The sequence below is a fragment of the Pseudomonas sichuanensis genome (assembly GCF_003231305.1).
Taxonomy (GTDB): Bacteria; Pseudomonadota; Gammaproteobacteria; order Pseudomonadales; family Pseudomonadaceae; genus Aquipseudomonas; species Aquipseudomonas sichuanensis.
The window spans coordinates 77,703-96,761 of the sequence record NZ_QKVM01000014.1 but is presented as its reverse complement, the minus strand read 5'-3'; the positions used below and the strand labels follow the sequence as shown (position 1 = coordinate 96,761).

The following is a 19,059-nucleotide window of genomic DNA, read 5'->3' as shown; positions in this document are numbered from 1 at the left end:
CCTCCCGACGCCGTCCTGGTGCGTCATCAATAGCCTTGGTCCTCCCGGTGATAGCTGAACGCCTGCCCGGTCGCACTGAGGTCAATACGCACCACCGGCTTGACCAGGCTGGCAGAGCTGCGGAACAGGTCCTGCTGGATCTGCTTGGCTTGGGTCAGGGCGCCAGTGCCACCGGCCGAGGTGTAGAAGATCGCATCCAGGGGCAGATTGTCAGGAATATTCTGCGGCCATGCTCTCAACATGATTTCGTTGTAGCCGTAGGACTGGTTCTCGGTGCCCCCGATGAACTGCGCGCGCCCGTCGATTGCGAGCATGAAGCTAAGCGGCTGGATCGCCAAGCTGCACTGGTGATGCAGACGCTGCCAGGCCGGAACTGCCGGTGCCTTTAGAAAGTGCGCGCCGAGCGCAGCCAGGTCATTGATATCCATTGACGCGCAAGGCCCGCTGTCGGAAGGGAAGTCCGTACCGGGCCCGCAACCCTGCATGCTGCGGCTCCAGGTATTGGCATCAGCCATGTAGATGCACAGCGGCTCAATCGCAACGAGCCCAGGGCCAGAGGTGTATCCTAGGCGGTCGAAAAGCAGCCCCTGCGGGAAGAACAGTATTACCGTCTTGACGTCTGCTCTTAAGTACGAGAACGAAACAGCATCTTTGGGATTGGTGTTGGGGTTGGGGTTCCAGGCGTGATACGCCGTGCTGTATTGCGACGCACGCGCCAGCACCCCATTGCAATACACCGGAGCACGGCCATCGGCGCACTGCCGGGACTTGTCCGCGAAACGGGCATTGAGCCGGTCGACGACCTGCCAGCCATCCTCCTGGTCCTGGACGCGCTGGCTGAAACGCTCGGTCGGCGGCCTGGTGAAGTCCAGCCTGACGATTGGCAGCGATAACCCGGTCTTCACGCTATAGGCGTGTCGCATCATTTGGGCATTGATCAGGCTGCCGGAATTAGCAGCGTTGTAGAAGAAGGCTTCGATGGGCAGCCGCTCCGGCGTGTTCACATCCCAGGTCGGAATCAACACTTCGTTCAAGTAGGTGTTGGCCAGGCTTGCCAGTGAGCCTCGCACCACGAGACTGGTCATGAACTGACTGGCATCGTGGGTACTCAATGAGCACTGGTTACGGGGATTCGAGCCGAAGCGCTGAAAGTTTTGTATCCACAGCCCAGGCGTCACCGCCGGTACGGCCAACCCGGCGCAGGTGCTTTGATCAACGTTCGAACTCGCCGAGCGCGTCGCAAAGCCGCAGCCATTCAATGGCCTGCCAGCATTCTGTGTACCGGCGATGAAGGGGTAGATGCAGCGCGGCTCAAACCAGGCCTTGCCTTGCTGCTGGGCCGTGTTCCGGTCCATGAAGATGAAGCCACTGGCATCCGCAATTGAAGTCGTCGCATCAGCGCGCAGGTAGGAAAACGTGACAGAGCCCAGTGCCGCTGCTGCGCTGCTGTGCTCCCAGAAGCTGCTTGAGTTCGAACGCCTGATCAATACACCAGAGCACTCGTAAGCGGCCTCGCCACCGCTGCAACTCTGTGCCGTGTCCTGGTAACGCGCATTCAGGCGCGCCGCGACATCAAGCACCCCCGATGGCTGCGATGGCGTTGGAGCCGGTGGCAAGGGCTCACCGACACGCGGCCCGATACAGCCACTCAAGCCCAGAAGAATGAACATTACTAACAGGGGGGCGAAGCTTGGCTTTGCTGATGTTCCGATGTTCATCGACGCACCCTCACATAGTTTCAATCAATTGGCTCGGTCGTCCAGCAATGGCTTATTCTGCCCGCCCTACTTGAGAGGTATCGAAATGACCAGGAAAACCAAGAAACATCCGCCCAACAAAGCCAAGTCGATCGTCGCCCAACCCCTGTTCCGCTGCCGCCAGGAAAGGCCGGAAAAGGGCAAAGGCAGCTACCGCCGCGAAGCCTTCCAATCGAGAGATTGGGAGGCTTCTTGCTTAATGGCCGCCTGAAATTGCTGTTCGGCGGATAAGCGAACAAACTTCGAAGTTGCTCGAGAAACTTCACTGATACAACGGCAATTAAACTTACTGACGAGACACAACATATAAAACGCCGTATCCAGGCACAACTGACAGTTCTGTCAGTTGACAGTCACTTGATAAAACGCACATCGATACGATTGCCCACATGCATAATTTTCCGGTCGGCCCGGCAGCCATGGTAAGGTTCAGGCCTGACCTGTAAGCCTTGGACCTGTGCATGCTTTCCAGCCTTTCCCACCGCTGGCCCCCCCGCCAGCTGATCGCAGCCACCAGCTTCATCCTGCTCGTCGCCTGCGCGGAGAAACCCACCGCCGCCGACGCCCTGCCGCTGGCCCCCGCCCAGCCCGCCCCCGTGGTGACGCTGCCCGGCACCAGCGCCGATACCAGCACAGAAATCCAGCCCCTGCAGACCTTCGCCCAATGGCAGGCGGGTTTCCGTCAACAGGCCCTGCAAGCCGGTATCAGCCCCAGCCTGTTCGATCGCGCCTTCCTCGGCGTCACCCCGGACATGGACGTGATCAAGGCCGACCGTAGCCAACCCGAATTCACCCGCCCGGTCTGGGAATACCTGGACGGCGCCTTGTCGCCCCTGCGCGTGCGCAACGGCAAGAAGCTGCTGGAGCAGAACGCCGAGCTGCTGGCCCGCATCGAGCAACGCTACGGCGTCGACCGCCAGGTGCTGGTGTCGGTGTGGGGCATGGAGAGCAACTTCGGCCAGTTCCAGGGCAGCAAATCGGTGATTCGCTCGCTGGCCACCCTGGCCTACGAGGGCCGTCGCCCGCAGTTCGCCCAGGACCAGCTGATCGCCGCCTTGCAGATCCTGCAGAACGGCGACATCCAGCCCGACGCCATGCGTGGCTCCTGGGCCGGGGCCATGGGCCAGACCCAGTTCATCCCCACCACCTACCTGACCCACGCCGTGGACTTCGACGGTGACGGCCGCCGCGATATCTGGAACAGCACCGCCGACGCCCTGGCGTCGACCGCGCACTACTTGCAGGCGTCTGGCTGGAAACGCGGCCAACCCTGGGGCTTCGAAGTGCAGGTACCTGCCGGCTTCGACTACTGGCTGGCCGACGGCAGCCAGCGCAAGAGCGTCAACGAATGGTTGCAACTGGGCGTGAAACTACCGGCGGGCACCCAGCTGCCGGCCAACAGCAGCCAGCTGTCCGCCGCCCTGCTGCTGCCGGCTGGCGCTCGCGGCCCGGCGTTCCTGGTGCTGGACAACTTCCGCGCGATCCTCAAGTACAACAACTCGTCGTCCTACGCACTGGCGGTCAGCCTGCTGGGCGATCGTTTCTATGGCTGGGGCTTCATCGCCGGCAGCTGGCCGAAGGACGACCTGCCCTTGAGCCGCAGCGAGCGGATCGAACTGCAGACGCTGCTCAACGCCAGCGGGCACGAGGCGGGCAATCCCGATGGCATCATCGGCGCCAACACCCGCAAGGCCATTCGCAATGCGCAACAGGCGCAGGGCTGGCCGGCGGATGGCTATCCGACCCACAAATTGCTGGATAGCCTGCGCCGCTGAATCCGTTGATGCACATCGCGGGGCAAGCCCGCTCCCACACAGGATTGATATCCGGCGTGGGAGCGGGCTTGCCCCGCGATGGCCTTATGCCCTGAACAGGGACTGCGCCAGCCTCAGGTACTGAAGCGTGCTGTCGAGCGCCACCCGCGCCCCCATCGGCAAACACAGGTTCGGATCACAGTGCCCGCTGCGCCAGCCGGCCAGTACCGGCACCCCGAGCGGGCCGAAGGTATCCAGCAGCAACGGCGTCATCGCTGCAACCGTCACCCCGGCAAAGTCCCCAACCAGCACACCCCGCAGGCCTTGCAGCTTGCCCGCCAGGCGCAACTGGGTCAGCAGGCGATCAACCCGGTACAGCGGCTCGTTGACGTCCTCGATGAAGAGGATCGCGCCCTCGCAATCGATCTCGGCCACAGTCCCCAGCGTTGCGCCCAGCAACGACAGGTTACCGCCAACCAGCCGCCCGCTCGCCACACCCGGCACAACCGTGGTCAGCGGATAGGCCGCCGGGTGAACAATGGCATCACCCTCCCCCAGCCGCCCACCCAGCTGCTCGAACAGTGAGCTCACCGTCGGCTCCAGCTTGCCCCCCAACAGGTCGGCATTAAGCATCGCGCCGTGGAAGGTGATCAGCCCGGCATGTCGATTGAGCACCGTATGCAACGCGGTGATATCGCTGTAGCCCACCAGCGGCTTGGGGTGGCGACGGATCAGGTCGAAGTCCAGCGCATCCAGCAGGCGCATGCTGCCGTAGCCGCCACGCATGCACACAATGGCGTCGATGTCCGGGGCCTGGAAGGCATCGTGCAGGTCTTGCAGGCGCTGCTGGTCGCTACCGGCCAGGTAACCATCGGCCAGGTTCACGCCTGGGTAGATGCGGCATTGATACCCACGGCTGTCGAACCACTGGCGAGCCTTGTCTGCATCCAGTCGGGCCGGCCCTGCCGGGGCGACGATAGCGAACCGGGCATTGCCGGACAGAGCCCCAGGCAGCAGGGTTTCAACGGTCTCCACGCAATTCATCGCGCTACTCCTTGCAGCTTGCTGCTTGAAACTTACAGCTAAAAAAAAGCCGATGCCGCCTTTCGGCGTGCATCGGCATGTTCAGCTCAAGCTCGCTTCAGAGCTTGATCTTGGCTTCGTGAGCCTGCTGGTCAGCGTGGTACGAGGAACGTACCAGCGGGCCGGAAGCGACGTTCTTGAAGCCCATCTTGTAACCTTCCTCGGCGAACCAGGCGAAGGTGTCCGGGTGCACGAAGCGCTGCACCGGCAGGTGGCTGCGCGACGGCTGCAGGTACTGGCCGAGGGTGAGCATGTCGATCTCGTGCTCGCGCATGCGGTGCATGACCTCGATCACTTCCTCGTCGGTCTCGCCCAGGCCCAGCATCAGCCCGGACTTGGTCGGTACGTGCGGCACCATCTGCTTGAACTTCTGCAGCAGGTCCAGCGACCAGTCGTAGTCCGAACCCGGGCGCGCGGCCTTGTACAGGCGCGGTACGGTTTCGAGGTTGTGGTTGAACACATCCGGTGGAGTCTGCGCGGTGATTTCCAGCGCCACGTCCATACGGCCGCGGTAGTCCGGTACCAGGGTCTCGAGTTGCACACCCGGCGACAGCGCGCGGATCTCGCGGATGCAGTCGGCGAAGTGCTGGGCACCGCCGTCACGCAGGTCGTCGCGGTCTACCGAGGTGATCACCACGTACTTCAGGCGCAGGTCGGCGATGGCCACCGCAAGGTTCTTCGGCTCGTCCAGGTCCAACGGCTTCGGCCGGCCATGGCCGACGTCGCAGAACGGGCAGCGACGGGTGCAGATGTCACCCATGATCATGAAGGTGGCGGTGCCACCCGAGAAGCACTCACCCAGGTTCGGGCAGGAGGCCTCTTCGCACACGCTGTGCAGCTTGTGCTTGCGCAGCAGCTGCTTGATACGGTCGACTTCCGGCGAAACCGGGATGCGTACACGGATCCAGTCGGGTTTCTTCGGCAGTTCTTCAGTGGGGATGATCTTCACCGGAATGCGCGCCACCTTCTCGGCGCCGCGCAGCTTCACGCCGGCTTCGACTTTCTTGGGCGCGGGGCGCGAGGTGACGTCTTGCGTCGGGATCAGGTTCGGCACGGCTTCTTGCACAGTTGTCATATTCAGTCGATTCCGCCCGTGAGGGTCGTCTGCTCAGCATAGTCGAGGTGCTTGACCAGCTGTCCGCGCAGCCTTGTCCTGACCTCGTCGAGTTCGATCGGGCCTGCCAGGTCGCGCAGCTGGGTCATCGCCAGCCCCGCATACCCGCAGGGGTTGATTCGGCGGAATGGCGCGAGGTCCATGTCCACATTCAGAGCAAGGCCGTGGAAGCAACGACCGTTGCGGATTCGCAGGCCAAGGGAGGCGATCTTCGCTCCATCGACATATACGCCAGGGGCATCGGGCTTGGCTGCGGCGTTCACGCCGTAGCTGGCAAGCAGTTCGATCAGCGTCTGCTCGATGCGACTGACCAGTTCGCGCACGCCAAAGCCCAGGCGGCGCACATCCAGCAGCAGGTAGGCGACCAACTGGCCAGGGCCGTGGTAGGTCACCTGGCCACCGCGATCGGTCTTCACCACCGGGATGTCGCCAGGCACCAGCAGATGCTCGGCCTTGCCAGCCTGGCCCTGGGTGAACACCGCCGGGTGCTCCACCAGCCAGACTTCGTCCTGGGCATCCGGGCCACGCGCCTCGGTAAAGCGACGCATGGCCTCCAGCACCGGTTCATAGGGCTGCAGGCCAAGCTCGCGTATACCGAGGCATGTGCTCATCACAGCACCATTTTCACGATGCCGGTGGCACGCAGGGCACTGTTGATGTCGTGCAGTTGATCTTCGCTTTCAGCAATGATGTGCAGTTGCACCGTGGTGTACTTGCCTTCCTTGCTCTGGCGCTCCGCCAGTGTGGCCAGATCGACCTTGGCGTACTTGCTGAGGATCTCGATCACGGTGTCCTTGAAACCGACCACGGTATCGCCGATCACTTTGATCGGATAGTCCTCGCAAGGGAATTCGATCTTATGCGACTTGACGTCTTCTTCGCTCATTGCGGGATGGCCTCGTAAGCCGTGGCAACAGCAACGCCCCCGCCTGGTTCACGGGGGCATGCAGGTCACGTATCAGTTGAACAAACCATAGAAGAACAGGCGGATGCTGTCCCACATACGGCCGAAGAAACCAGCTTCCTCCACGCCATCGAGGGCGATCAGGTCGGCGCTGTGAATCACTTTCTCGTCCAGTTTGACTTCCACTTTGCCGATCACGTCACCTTTGGCGATCGGAGCGGTCAGTTGCGGATTCATGCTCATCGAAGCCTGCAGGCGTTTCAACTGGCCTTTAGGCATGGTCATGGTCAGGTCGTTGGCCAGGCCGGCCTTGACCTGGTTGGTCGCGCCTTTCCATACCGGGGCCTGAGTCAGCTCGGTGCCCTTCTGATAGAAGGTCTGGGTTTCGAAGAAACGGAAGCCGTAGGTCAGCAGCTTTTGCGTTTCGGCGGCACGCGATTGCTCGCTGTTGGTGCCGAACACCACGGCGATCAGGCGCTGGCCGTCACGCACGGCGGAGGCGACCATGCAGTAGCCGGCTTCGTCGGTGTGGCCGGTTTTCAGGCCGTCGACGGTCTTGTCGCGCCACAGCAGCAGGTTGCGGTTAGGCTGCTTGATGTTGTTCCAGAAGAACTCTTTCTGCGAGTAGATGGCGTAGTGCGCAGGGTCTTCGTTGATGATCGCGCGTGCCAGCAGGGCCATGTCGTGGGCCGAGGAGTAGTGCTCCGGGTTCGGCAGGCCGGTCGGGTTCATGAAGTGGCTGTTGCCCATGCCCAGGTCGGCGGCAGTCTTGTTCATCATGTCGGCGAAGGCGTCTTCGCTGCCGGCGATGTGCTCGGACAGGGCCACCGATGCATCGTTGCCGGACTGGATGATGATGCCGTGCAGCAGGTCGCTGACGGTCACCTGGCTGCCGACCTTGATGAACATGCGCGAACCGCCGGTGCGCCAGGCGTTTTCGCTGACGGTCACCGGGTCGTTCTCGCCGATCTGGCCACGACGGATGTCCAGGGTGGCGATGTAGGCGGTCATCAGCTTGGTCAGGCTGGCTGGCGGCAGGCGCTCGTCACCGTTGTTCTCGACCAGCACGTTGCCGCTGGCCGCGTCCATGAGTACATAGGACTTGGCGGCCAGTTGCGGTGGTGCCGGCATCATCTGCTCGGCCGCGAAGGCGACAGGCGTGATCAGCAGCAGAACAGGCAGGCAAAGTCGTTTGGCAAGGTTGGTGATGTTCATCCGTCTCTCGTAAATCGCTAATGGTCTGATGTTCCGCGGGCCACATCGTGTGCCCGGCGCCCCGTCAGTCTAGTTTTATGGCCAATGGCCTGGCCCGCAAAAGTGCGACCTAATGCCGCTGCGGGCAAAAGCGGGCATTGTACATGGCAACGCCCGGCAATTCATGAACAAACCGACAGGTCGGCGTCGTCCTTTTCGCGGGTAAACCCGCTCCCACAGGGTTATGCGCAAGCCTGTGGGAGCGGGTTTACCCGCGAAGACGTCAGTCGGTGACGACTTTGGCCTGGCCGAGGTTGGCCAGGCGAATGCTGTCCTGGGTCTGCTGGATCTCGCCCTGGCTGTTGATCGGCCCCAGGCGGACCCGGTGCAGGGTCTGCTGGTTACGCACGACGGAGCTGATGAACACCGGCGCACTGACCATGGTGCTCAGCTTGGAGCGCAGCAGTTCGGCGGCGTCCGGGTTGGCGAAGGCGCCCACCTGCAGGATGCTGCCGCCGTTGCTGTTCGGCACGTTGTTGCCGCTCACCTGCACCGGCACCACGGGCGCTGCGTGCTGCTGCGGCGGCGGGGTCCATTGCTCGACACGCCCGGTGCTGGCGGCGATCGGCTGGGCCTGGGCAACCTGCGGCTCCTTGAGCATCAGCGGCGGCTGCTGGCCGCGCTGGGCCCACCATTGCTGCGGGTCGATGCCTTCGACACGCACATGGGCGGTGCCGCTCTCGGCGTAACCGAGCTTCTTCGCCGCGGCGTAGGACAGGTCGATGATGCGGTCGGAATAGAACGGCCCACGGTCGTTGACCCGCAGGATCACGCTGCGGCCGTTGGCCAGGTTGGTCACCCGCACGTAGGCCGGCAGCGGCAGGGTCTTGTGCGCCGCGCTCATGCCGTAGAGGTCGTACAGTTCGCCGTTGGCGGTGTTCTGCCCGTGGAACTTGGTGCCGTACCACGAGGCAGTGCCCTCGGCGCGGTAGTTGCGCGAGTCCTGCATCGGGTAATAGGTCTTGCCCAGCACCGTGTACGGGTTGGCCTTGTAGTTGCCGGTGTGCACGGTCGGGGTGGCGTCGGGGATCTTGTTGACGTCCACGTCCCACCACGGAGCGCCATCCTTGTGGGCGCGGTTGATGTCCAGGCCCGGCTGCGAACGCACTGCGTTGCCGCTGCCCTGGGAGGTCGGGCGGCTGCTGGAGCAGCTGACCAGGAGCATGCCGACGGTGACGCAGGTCAGCAGCTTGAAGGTGTTGGCAGAGATGATTGCGCGCATTACTTGACGCCCCGTGCTTGAACCAGCTGTTCGGCAAGCTGATGCACCGCCATGGCATACATCACGCTGCGGTTGTAGCGAGTGATCGCGTAGAAGTTCTTCTGGCCCATCCAGTACTCGGGGCCGTACTCGCCTTCCAGGCGGAAGGCGGTGACCGGCAGATCATCGCGCAGCGCATCATGACTCGACCAGCCCAGCGCTCGCAACTGCCCCACGGTCTTGACCGGCTCGATGCCGGTGGTCAGGCCTTCGTCGGCGCTGGCGCCTGCGACCTGCGCGCGGCTGACCACGGCCCCACCGGCTACCCAGCCATGACGCTTGAAGTAGCTGGCGACGCTGCCGATGGCATCGTCAGGGTTGTTCCAGATATTGATGTGGCCGTCGCCGTCGAAATCCACCGCGTAGTTGCGAAAGCTGCTCGGCATGAACTGCGGCAGGCCCATGGCGCCGGCGTAGGAGCCCTTGAGCGTCAGCGGGTCGAGCTGCTCGTCACGGGCCAGCAGCAGGAACTCGCGCAGCTCCTTGCGGAAGAATTCGGCGCGCGGCGGGTAGTCGAAACCGAGGGTGGACAGCGCGTCGATCACCCGGTAGTTGCCGGTGTTGCGGCCGAAAAAGGTCTCCACGCCGATGATCGAGACGATGTACTGCGCCGGCACGCCGTATTCCTGCTCGGCGCGGGCCAGCACCGCCTCGTGCTGGCGCCAGAAGTCCACCCCGCGGGCGATGCGCGCGTCGGTGATGAACATCGGGCGGTACTCTTTCCACGGCTTGACCCGCTCGGCCGGCCGCGAGATCGCGTCGAGGATCGCCTGCTTGCGCTGCACCTCGCTGAACACACCCATCAACTGCTCACTGGCAAAGCCGTAGTCACGGGTCATCTCGCCAACGAACTCGGCCACCTGGGGCGAGCCGTCGTAATCGCCGGCGAGGGCTTGCTGGACAGCGCCGAACAGGCCCAGGGCACCGATCCACGGCGCACAACGGGCAACCCAGCCACGCACTGCTTGCATTGAATTCTTCACCTTTTTCAAACTTGAGCAATCCATTTGCGGTGCGTATGGATCGACATCAGAACGCCAAACGCTGACAGCAGCGTCACCAACGAAGTTCCGCCATAGCTGATGAAGGGCAGCGGCACACCCACCACGGGCAGAAGGCCGCTGACCATACCGATATTGACGAACACATAAACAAAGAAGGTCATGGTCAGGCTGCCCGCGAGCAGCTTGCCGAACAGGGTCTGCGCCTGGGCCGTGATCATCAGCCCACGGCCGATCAGCAGCATGTAGATCAGCAGCAGCAGGCAAATGCCGACCAGGCCGAATTCCTCGCCCAACACGGCGATGATGAAGTCGGTGTGGCTTTCCGGCAGGAAGTCCAGGTGCGACTGGGTGCCCAGCAGCCAGCCCTTGCCGAATACCCCGCCCGAGCCGATCGCCGCCTTGGACTGGATGATGTTCCAGCCGGTGCCCAACGGGTCGCTTTCCGGGTCGAGGAAGGTCAGCACGCGCTGCTTCTGGTAGTCGTGCATGACGAAGAACCACATGGCCACCGCCACCGGCACCGCCGCGGCGATCACGCTGACGATCCAACGCCAGCGCAGGCCGCCCATGAACAGCACGAAGGCACCGGAGGCGAGGATCAGCAGCGCCGTGCCCAGGTCGGGCTGGCGCACGATGAGGATGAACGGCACGCCGATCAGCACCAGGCTGATCGCCACGTGCTTGAGGTGCGGCGGCAGGGTGCGCTTGGACAGGTACCAGGCGATGGTCGCCGGCATGATGATCTTCATGAATTCCGAGGGCTGGAAGCGGATCACCCCGGGGATGTTGATCCAGCGCGTGGCGCCCATGGCGTTGTGGCCCATCACGTCCACCACCACCAGCAGCATCACCCCGGTGAGGTAGGCCAGCGGCACCCAGCGCGCCATGAAGCGCGGCTCCAGCTGGGCAATGATGAACATCGACACCAGGCCGATGCCGAAGGAGGTGGCCTGCTTCATCAGCAGGTCCCAGTTCTTGCCGCTGGCCGAATACAGCACGAACAGGCTGCCGGCGGCCAGCGTCAGCAGGATGAGCAGCAAGGGGCCGTCGACGTGGATGCGCTGCAGGAAGCTGGCGCGTCGGCGCATCACGTCTTCGCTGGAGAGCATGCGATCGAAGTTGTTCATCACGGGGCCGTTTCCTGGGCGACTGTGGCGGGGCCGAACTCAGGCTTGAGTCGGCCGTTCTCGTCGAGCAGCCAGGCGTCCATGACCTGGCGTACCACGGGGGCGGCGACACCGGAGCCGGACTCGCCGTTCTCGACCATCACCGAGACCACGATCTTCGGGTCTTCGGCAGGGGCGAAGGCAACGAACAGGGCGTGGTCGCGGTGGCGCTCCTGGAGCTTGTTGCGGTCGTACTTCTCGCCCTGCTTGATCGCCACCACCTGCGCGGTGCCGCTCTTGCCGGCGATACGGTATTGCGAGCCAAGGGCCGCCTTGCGCGCGGTACCACGGGCACCGTGCATCACCTGCTCCATGCCATGGGTGACCTTGGCCCAGTCGGACTTGTCGCGCAGGACGATGTTCTCCATCGGGTTCTCGTCCACCGGCGGCTGGCCTTCGATGGTCTTGGCCAGGTGCGGGCGGTTCCACACCCCCTTGTTGGCGATCAGCGCGGTGGCCTGGGCCAGTTGCAGCGGCGTGGTCTGCATGTAGCCCTGGCCGATACCGAGGATCAGCGTTTCGCCCGGGAACCAGGCCTGGCGGCGAGTGGCGCGCTTCCATTCGCGGGACGGCATCAGGCCGGGGGATTCTTCGAACATGTCCAGCGAGACCTTCTGCCCGATGCCGAACCGGTTCATGTAGTTGGACAAGCGGTCGATGCCCATCTTGTGCGCAAGATCGTAGAAGTACGTGTCATTCGAGCGCATGATCGCCACATCCAGGTCCACCCAGCCATCGCCGGTGCGGTTCCAGTTGCGGTACTTGTGGTCGTAGTTGGGCAGTTGGTAGTAGCCCGGGTCGAACACCCGGCTGGAGGCGGTCACCACGCCACTGTCCAGGCCGGCAATGGCCACCGCCGGCTTGATGGTCGAACCCGGCGGGTACAGGCCGCGCAGCACACGGTTGAACAGTGGCCGGTCGATCGAGTCGCGCAGCTCGGCATAGGCCTTGAAGCTGATGCCGGTGACGAACAGGTTGGGGTCGAAGCTCGGCTGGCTGACCATCGCCAGCACTTCGCCAGTGCGCGGGTCGAGCGCCACGATCGCGCCGCGCCGCCCGCCCAGCGCCTGCTCGGCCGCTTCCTGCAGCTTGATGTCGAGGCTCAGCACGATGTCCTTGCCCGGTTTGGGGTCGGTGCGCTTGAGCACCCGCAGCACTCGGCCGCGGGCGTTGGTCTCGACTTCCTCGTAGCCCACCTGGCCATGCAGGTCATCTTCGTAGAAACGCTCGATGCCGGTCTTGCCGATGTGGTGGGTGCCGCTGTAGTTCACCGGGTCAAGGGTCTTCAGCTCTTTCTCGTTGATCCGCCCCACATAGCCCACCGAGTGGGCAAAGTGCGCGCCCTGCGGGTAGTGACGCACCAACTGCGCCGCCACCTCGACACCGGGCAGGCGGAACTGGTTGACCGCGATACGGGCGATCTGTTCTTCGTTGAGCTCGAACAGGATCGGCACCGGCTCGAATGGCCGGCGCCCCTGCTTCATGCGTTTCTCGAACAGGGCACGGTCATCCGGGGTGAGCTCCAGCACCTCGACGATCACATCCAGCACTTCCTGCCACTTGCCAGGGTTGCCGGAGCGTTCGCGGGTCATCACCAGACTGAAGCTGGGCCGGTTGTCGGCGACGATCACTCCGTTGCGGTCGAAGATCAGCCCGCGGGTCGGCGGGATCGGCTGCACATGCACCCGGTTGTTCTCCGACAGCGTCGAGTGGTAGTCGAACTGGATAACCTGCAGGAAGTACAGCCGGGCGATCAACACGCAGACGAGCAGCACCACCGCCACGGCGCCCACGACGACGCGGTTGCGCACCAGGCGGGCGTCTTTCTCGTGGTCCTTGAGGCGGATCTGCTGCGGCATCGGCGGGCTTACAGGTTCATTTGTGGTACGGATGCCCGGACAGCACGGTCCAGGCGCGATAGATCTGCTCGCCGATCAGTATCCTTACCAACGGGTGCGGCAACGTCAGCGGCGACAGCGACCAACGCTGCTCGCTGCGTGCGCAGACCTCCGGCGCCAGCCCTTCCGGGCCGCCCACCATCAGGTTGACCGTACGCGCATCCAGGCGCCAACGGTCCAGCTCGCCCGCCAGCTGCTCGGTACTCCACGGCTTGCCATGGACCTCCAGCGTGACGATGCGTTCCCCGGGCTGCACCTTGCTCAGCATCGCCTCGCCCTCCTGACGGATCAGGCGGGCGACATCGGCGTTCTTGCCGCGGGTGTTCAGCGGGATTTCCACCAGCTCGAGCGCAAGCTCCGGGGGCAGGCGCTTGGCATATTCATGCCAACCTTCCTCGACCCACTTGGGCATGCGCGAGCCGACCGCGATCAGACGCAGACGCACGACGCTTCCTTATTCCCGGTCTTTGAGCTTGTCGGAATACTCGTGCGCGTGCTCCGGGCTGTGGTGCTTGCCATCGTTGGCGCGGCTCTGCTCGGCACCCAGCCACAGGCGCTCCAGGTCATAGAACTGGCGCGCGGCGGCGGTCATCATGTGCACGATGACGTCGTTCAGGTCCAGCAGCACCCAGTCGCTGTCGCCCTTGCCTTCTTCGCCCAGTGGCTGAGCGCCCTTGGCCTTGACCGCTTCACGGACCTTTTCCAGCATCGCGTTGATCTGACGATTGGAAGTACCGGTGGCGATGATCATGAAGTCGGTCAGGCTGTGCTTTTCGCGCACGTCGATAACCTGGATGTCCTGGGCCTTGACGTCTTCCAGCGCGGCCTTGGTCAGCGCGACCAGCTCTTCGCCACTGATGCCATTGATTTTCTGCTTGGTCATATAAAACTCGTTCAACTCATTGATTGAGGCGCCCGTGGGCGCCGTCAGTTGGACGCACGATACAGATCGTGCGCCTCGATGTAGGCCAGTACTGCGTCCGGCACCAGGAACCGCGCCGACTTGCCGCTGGCCAGCAGCTGTCGGATCTGCGTGGCGGACACCGCGAGCGGCGTCTGCCAGACGAACGAAATGTGCCCCGCCGGGCCGGACATGGCGGTGGGGTCGTTCTGTGAGCGCGCAGCCAGCAGGTTGCGCAGCTCGTCAGGGGGTTCGACATCGGCATCCGGGCGTTGCAGCACCAGGATGTGACAGTGTTGCAACAACTCTTCCCAGCGGTGCCAACTGGGCAGGCCGCAGAACGCGTCCCAGCCCATGATCAGGAACAACTGGTCGTGCACGTTCAGTTCGGCACGCACCGATTCGAGGGTGTCGATGGTGTACGACGGCTTGTCGCGCGCGAGCTCGCGGGCGTCCACGCTCAGGCAGCCAACACCCTGTACGGCGCTGCGCACCATGGCCAACCGGTCCTGCGCCGCCACTTGCGGCGTATCGCGATGCGGCGGGCGGGCGTTGGGCAGCAGGCGCAATTCGTCCAGGTGCATGAACTCGGCCACTTCCAGCGCACTGCGCAGGTGACCGATATGCACCGGGTCGAAGGTACCGCCGAGCATGCCGACGCGCCGCACTGCCACCGCCTTGCTCAACTCAGCAGGACTCCTGGCCGCGCAGCTGGCCGTCGCCGATCACCACGTACTTCTCGCAGGTCAGGCCTTCCAGGCCGACCGGGCCGCGGGCATGCAGCTTGTCGGTGGAAATGCCGATCTCCGCGCCCAGGCCGTACTCGAAGCCATCGGCGAAGCAGGTCGGGGTGTTGAGCATGACCGACGCCGAGTCGACCTCGGCGATGAAGCGCCGGGCCTGGCCCTGGTGTTCGGTGATGATCGAATCGGTGTGGTGCGAGCCATAGTGGTTGATGTGCTCGATGGCCTGGTCCAGGCCGTCGACCACACGGATCGACAGGATCGCGTCGAGGTATTCGGTGTGCCAGTCGTCCTCAGTGGCCGGCTGGCTGTCGATGATCGCCTGGGTGCGCTGGCAACCGCGCAGCTCGACGCCCTTTTCCTGGAAGCGGCGGGCCATCTCCGGCAGGAAGCGCTCGGCCACGCGCTGGTCGACCAGCAGCGTTTCCATTGCGCCGCAGATGCCGTAGCGGTAGGTCTTGGCGTTGAAGGCAACGCGCCAGGCCTTGTCCAGGTCGGCGTGTTCGTCGACGAACACGTGGCAGATACCGTCCAGGTGCTTGATCACCGGCACCCGCGCGTCGCGGCTGATGCGTTCGATCAGGCCTCGGCCGCCGCGCGGCACGATCACATCGACGAACTCGGGCATGCTGATCAGCGCACCCACCGCGGCGCGGTCGGTGGTCTCGACCACCTGCACCACCGCCGGCGGCAGGCCGGCCTCGGCCAGGCCACGCTGGATGCAGGTGGCAATGGCGCGGTTGGAATGGATGGCTTCGGAACCGCCGCGCAGGATGGTGGCGTTGCCCGACTTGAGGCACAGGCTCGCGGCGTCGATGGTCACGTTGGGACGCGACTCGTAGATGATCCCGATCACTCCCAGCGGCACGCGCATCTTGCCGACCTGGATGCCCGACGGGCGGTAGCTCATGTCCCGCATAGCGCCGACCGGGTCCGGCAGGCTGGCCACCTGGCGCAGGCCGGTGATCATGCCGTCGATGCGCGCCGGGGTGAGTGCCAGGCGGTCGAGCAGTGCGGGCTCCAGGCCATTGGCACGGCCGTTGGCGAGGTCCTGTTCATTGGCTGCGGTGAGCGCGTCGCGGGCGGCGTCCAGCGCGTCGGCGGCGGCCTGCAGGGCGCGGTTCTTCTGCGCGGTGCTGGCACGGCCGATGACCCGCGAGGCCTCACGGGCGGCGTGACCCAGGCGGGTCATGTAGTCAAGAACGGACTCAGTCATGGGCTCGGTGTCTTGGCGAAAGGGGAAATCGGCTGATTATAACTGGCGCGCTTCGGTACGCCCAGCGGTGGGTGGCGGATGGTAGAAAATGGTGGGCGTAGAGGTGTAGGAAAGATGTAACTAGCCTTATCGAAAAATCCTACACCTGCACTACCGTCATCGCTGGCAAGCCAGCTCCCACAGGCTTGGCACCCTCCAGTGGGAGCTGGCTTGCCAGCGATGAAGCAGCCCGCGATTCAGCCTCGATTAAGCCATTCATTGCTATCATCCGCACCTTTACCGCCACGAACCGCCCGCATGCCCGAACACGCTCCCTGCCCGGCCCGCGCCCTGCCCGACAGCTTTTTCGACCGCGACGCCCAGACCCTCGCCCGCGACCTGCTCGGCAAGGTGATCCGCCACCGTCACGGTAATCTCTGGCTGGCGGCGCGGATCATCGAGACCGAGGCCTACTACCTCACCGACAAGGGCAGCCACGCATCCCTGGGCTTTACCGAAAAGCGCAAGGCGCTGTTCCTCGATGGCGGGCATATCTACATGTACTACGCCCGCGGCGGCGACTCACTGAACTTCAGCGCCCATGGCCCGGGCAACGCGGTGCTGATCAAGTCCGCCTACCCGTGGGTCGATGCCCTGTCCGACGAAAACAGCCTGGCGCAGATGCAACTGAACAACCCCGACGCCAGCGGCAACCTGCGCCCACCCGAGCGCCTGTGCAACGGCCAGACCCTGCTGTGCCGGGCCATGGGCCTCAAGGTGCCGCACTGGGACGCCCAGCGCTTCGACCCCGAGCGGCTGTATGTCGAGGACTGCGGCATCCACGTGCCCCGGGTGCTGCAGGCCGCCCGACTGGGGATCCCCCACGGCCGTGACGAGCACCTGCCCTATCGTTTCGTCGACGCCGAATACGCCCGCCACTGCACGCGCAACCCACTGCGCCGCGGCCAGGTCGAAGGCCAAGACTTCTTCATTCTCGAACAAGGAAACTGACCCATGGGCCAATGGCTCGACAGCCTTACCACCTGGCTTGGCGCCAACCCGCAGTGGCTGGGCCTGGCGATTTTCGTGGTGGCCTGCGTGGAATGCCTGGCGATCGCCGGCATCATCGTGCCCGGCACCGTACTGCTGTTCGCTGTCGCCGTGCTGGCCGGCAGCGGCGCCTTCAGCCTGGGCGAAACCCTGTTGCTGGGCTTCCTCGGCGGCCTGCTGGGTGACGCCATTTCCTATGCCGTGGGCAAGTATTTCCACCAGAACATCCGCCGCCTGCCGCTGCTGCGCAGCCACCCGCAATGGGTCGGCAGCGCCGAGGCCTACTTCCAGCGCTACGGCATCGCCAGCCTGCTGGTGGGCCGCTTCATCGGCCCGCTGCGGCCGATGCTGCCAATGGTCGCGGGCATGTTCGACATGCCGCTGCCACGCTTCATCGCCGTCAGCCTGGTGGCCGGCGCCGGCTGGTCGGTAGCCTACCTGCTGCCTGGCTGGGCCACCGGCGCCGCCATGCGCCTGCCGCTGCCCGAGGGGTTCTGGCTGGATGCCGGGATCATCGTCGGCACCCTTGCGGTATTGATTGGCCTGAGCCTGAACAGCAGCATCCGCGACCAGCGCCACGGTACCCGGCTGGTCGCGGCGCTCAGCGGCGTGGCGGTGGCGGCCCTGTTCGTCGGCTGGCCGTACCTGAGCGAATTCGACCAAGGGGTGATGACCCTGGTGCAGGAGCACCGCAGCCAGGCACTCGACGGCGCCGTGGTGATGATCACCCGTCTGGGCGATTTCCGTACCCAGTTCTTCCTTGGCGGCCTGCTGACCGGGCTGTTGCTGCTGGCCCGGCAGTGGCGCCATGCGCTGTTCGCAGGCTCCGCACTGATCGGCACGGCAATCGCCAATGGCACGCTGAAATGGCTGTTCGCCCGGGCCCGCCCGGAGGTGCTGAGCGACCCACTGACCAGCTACAGCATGCCCAGCGGCCACAGCTCAGCGGCGTTTGCCTTCTTCCTGGTGCTGGCGGTACTGGCCGGGCGCGGGCAACCACCGCGCATGCGCCTGACCTGGGTGATGCTGGGCTGCCTGCCAGCCCTGGCGATCGCCCTGTCGCGGGTGTACCTGGGGGCACACTGGCCGACCGACATCCTGGCCGGGGCGCTGCTGGCGTGTTGCGTGTGCGCGCTGAGCCTGACGCTGGTGCAGTATCGCCAGCCGCTCACGGCCTTGTCGCAACGGGTGTGGTGGCTGGTGCTGCCGGCGTGTGTCGCACTGCTGGCGTTCTTTGCGCTGCATGCGTTGCCGAAGGCGTTGCTGCGTTATCAGTATTGAGGGCGACTGTGCTGGCCCCTTCGCGGCTGAAGCCGCTCCCACAGGTTATACGCAGGCCCTGTGGGAGCGGCTTCAGCCGCGAAGGGGCCGGTAAAGCATTCAGGCGAACAGCTCGCCCTGGATCCGCTCCAGCAACGCCTGGATCGCCTCCAACCGTTGCTGCGGCGAATCGATCGCCAGCAAATCGAGCTTGTCTTCTTCCATGAACGGCAACAGGTAGGCGAGCTGGTTGCCCAGCGACTGCCGCCCGTCCACGTCACGCGGCATGTCCAGCGCCTCGACCATCGGGTGCTCGCCCAGCGCCAGCAGCAGCGCCAGCAGGTCATCGTCCTGCTCTACCAGCGGGCTGTCGGCCAGCTCCGGCAGCCAGTTGACTTCGCCGACCAGCAACTGGTCCTTGCGCACCTCGGTCTGCTCGACACTGAAGCGCCGCACGCCTTCGACGCGAATCCCCAGCAGGCCGTTGTCCTGCTGCACGAAATCGCGGATCAGCGCCTCACAACCGATCGATGCCACCGTCGGCGGGGCCTTGCCCACCTGCTCGCCCTCGAGGATGCACACCACGCCAAAGCCTGCGCCTTGCTTCATGCAGCGGCCGATCATGTCCAGGTAGCGTGCCTCGAAGATCTGCAGGTCGAGCAGGCAACCGGGGAACAGCACGGTATTGAGGGGAAACAGCGGTAACGTCATCTCA

19 protein-coding genes are annotated in these 19,059 nt (G+C 64.3%); 4 read left to right on the top strand and 15 right to left on the bottom strand.

The window, feature by feature from the left end:
* Positions 1-26: 26 nt before the first annotated feature.
* Positions 27-1,718: a hypothetical protein gene (locus DM373_RS09980; protein ID WP_157966834.1), complete on the bottom strand. Its 1,692-nt coding sequence runs from the start codon at positions 1,716-1,718 to the stop codon at positions 27-29.
* Between the two features lie 85 nt (positions 1,719-1,803).
* Here DM373_RS09980 and arfA point away from each other — a divergent pair, with 85 nt between their 5' ends.
* A complete protein-coding gene (gene arfA / locus DM373_RS09975; protein WP_110993402.1) occupies positions 1,804-1,968 on the top strand; it encodes an alternative ribosome rescue factor ArfA in 165 nt (54 codons plus the stop codon).
* Positions 1,969-2,218: 250 nt separating this feature from the next.
* On the top strand, positions 2,219-3,532 hold the full coding sequence (locus DM373_RS09970) for a lytic murein transglycosylase (protein ID WP_110993401.1): 1,314 nt from the start codon (positions 2,219-2,221) through the stop codon (positions 3,530-3,532).
* A gap of 84 nt (positions 3,533-3,616) precedes the next feature.
* On the opposite strand, the gene DM373_RS09965 is transcribed toward DM373_RS09970, so the two are convergent.
* The 13 genes from DM373_RS09965 to DM373_RS09905 form a co-directional block, all read right to left on the bottom strand.
* Positions 3,617-4,555, bottom strand: coding sequence for a S66 peptidase family protein (locus DM373_RS09965; protein ID WP_110993400.1), 939 nt, complete (start codon positions 4,553-4,555; stop codon positions 3,617-3,619).
* A 97-nt stretch (positions 4,556-4,652) separates the two neighbouring features.
* Positions 4,653-5,669, bottom strand: coding sequence for a lipoyl synthase (lipA, locus tag DM373_RS09960; protein ID WP_110993399.1), 1,017 nt, complete (start codon positions 5,667-5,669; stop codon positions 4,653-4,655).
* A gap of 2 nt (positions 5,670-5,671) precedes the next feature.
* A complete protein-coding gene (gene lipB / locus DM373_RS09955) occupies positions 5,672-6,319 on the bottom strand; it encodes a lipoyl(octanoyl) transferase LipB (protein ID WP_110993398.1) in 648 nt (215 codons plus the stop codon).
* Positions 6,319-6,594, bottom strand: coding sequence for a DUF493 domain-containing protein (locus tag DM373_RS09950; RefSeq protein ID WP_110993397.1), 276 nt, complete (start codon positions 6,592-6,594; stop codon positions 6,319-6,321). The genes lipB and DM373_RS09950 overlap by 1 nt, the downstream gene beginning before the upstream one ends.
* 72 nt (positions 6,595-6,666) lie before the next feature.
* The gene (locus DM373_RS09945; RefSeq protein ID WP_110993396.1) at positions 6,667-7,827 is read right to left on the bottom strand and encodes a D-alanyl-D-alanine carboxypeptidase family protein; all 1,161 of its coding nucleotides are present in this window, start codon (positions 7,825-7,827) and stop codon (positions 6,667-6,669) included.
* A 262-nt stretch (positions 7,828-8,089) separates the two neighbouring features.
* On the bottom strand, positions 8,090-9,088 hold the full coding sequence (locus tag DM373_RS09940) for a septal ring lytic transglycosylase RlpA family protein (RefSeq protein ID WP_110993395.1): 999 nt from the start codon (positions 9,086-9,088) through the stop codon (positions 8,090-8,092).
* Positions 9,088-10,098 carry a lytic murein transglycosylase B gene (gene mltB, locus DM373_RS09935; RefSeq protein ID WP_110993394.1) on the bottom strand — a complete coding sequence of 337 codons (1,011 nt, stop codon included), beginning with the start codon at positions 10,096-10,098 and terminating at the stop codon, positions 9,088-9,090. Before mltB ends, DM373_RS09940 begins: the two co-directional genes overlap by 1 nt.
* A gap of 17 nt (positions 10,099-10,115) precedes the next feature.
* A complete protein-coding gene (rodA, locus tag DM373_RS09930; RefSeq protein ID WP_167409818.1) occupies positions 10,116-11,219 on the bottom strand; it encodes a rod shape-determining protein RodA in 1,104 nt (367 codons plus the stop codon).
* Between the two features lie 38 nt (positions 11,220-11,257).
* Entirely contained in the window at positions 11,258-13,156 is a 1,899-nt protein-coding gene (gene mrdA, locus DM373_RS09925) for a penicillin-binding protein 2 (RefSeq protein WP_110993392.1), read from the bottom strand.
* Positions 13,157-13,172: 16 nt separating this feature from the next.
* Positions 13,173-13,640, bottom strand: coding sequence for a 23S rRNA (pseudouridine(1915)-N(3))-methyltransferase RlmH (gene rlmH, locus DM373_RS09920; protein WP_023631106.1), 468 nt, complete (start codon positions 13,638-13,640; stop codon positions 13,173-13,175).
* Between the two features lie 9 nt (positions 13,641-13,649).
* Positions 13,650-14,078, bottom strand: a complete 429-nt coding sequence (rsfS, locus tag DM373_RS09915) for a ribosome silencing factor (protein ID WP_110993391.1) — start codon at positions 14,076-14,078, stop codon at positions 13,650-13,652.
* 44 nt (positions 14,079-14,122) lie between these two features.
* Positions 14,123-14,749: a nicotinate-nucleotide adenylyltransferase gene (nadD, locus tag DM373_RS09910; protein WP_167409817.1), complete on the bottom strand. Its 627-nt coding sequence runs from the start codon at positions 14,747-14,749 to the stop codon at positions 14,123-14,125.
* A 34-nt stretch (positions 14,750-14,783) separates the two neighbouring features.
* A complete protein-coding gene (locus DM373_RS09905) occupies positions 14,784-16,055 on the bottom strand; it encodes a glutamate-5-semialdehyde dehydrogenase (RefSeq protein WP_110993389.1) in 1,272 nt (423 codons plus the stop codon).
* Between the two features lie 297 nt (positions 16,056-16,352).
* On the opposite strand from DM373_RS09905, the gene DM373_RS09900 reads away from it, so the two are divergent.
* Both DM373_RS09900 and DM373_RS09895 read left to right on the top strand, forming a co-directional pair.
* Positions 16,353-17,045, top strand: coding sequence for a DNA-3-methyladenine glycosylase (locus DM373_RS09900; protein ID WP_110993388.1), 693 nt, complete (start codon positions 16,353-16,355; stop codon positions 17,043-17,045).
* 3 nt (positions 17,046-17,048) lie between these two features.
* Positions 17,049-18,365 (top strand): bifunctional DedA family/phosphatase PAP2 family protein, encoded by a 1,317-nt coding sequence (locus tag DM373_RS09895; protein ID WP_110993387.1) that lies wholly within the window; start codon positions 17,049-17,051, stop codon positions 18,363-18,365.
* A gap of 99 nt (positions 18,366-18,464) precedes the next feature.
* Here DM373_RS09895 and DM373_RS09890 read toward each other — a convergent pair whose 3' ends face one another.
* Positions 18,465-19,055, bottom strand: a complete 591-nt coding sequence (locus DM373_RS09890; RefSeq protein WP_110993386.1) for an LON peptidase substrate-binding domain-containing protein — start codon at positions 19,053-19,055, stop codon at positions 18,465-18,467.
* Positions 19,056-19,059 lie beyond the last annotated feature (4 nt).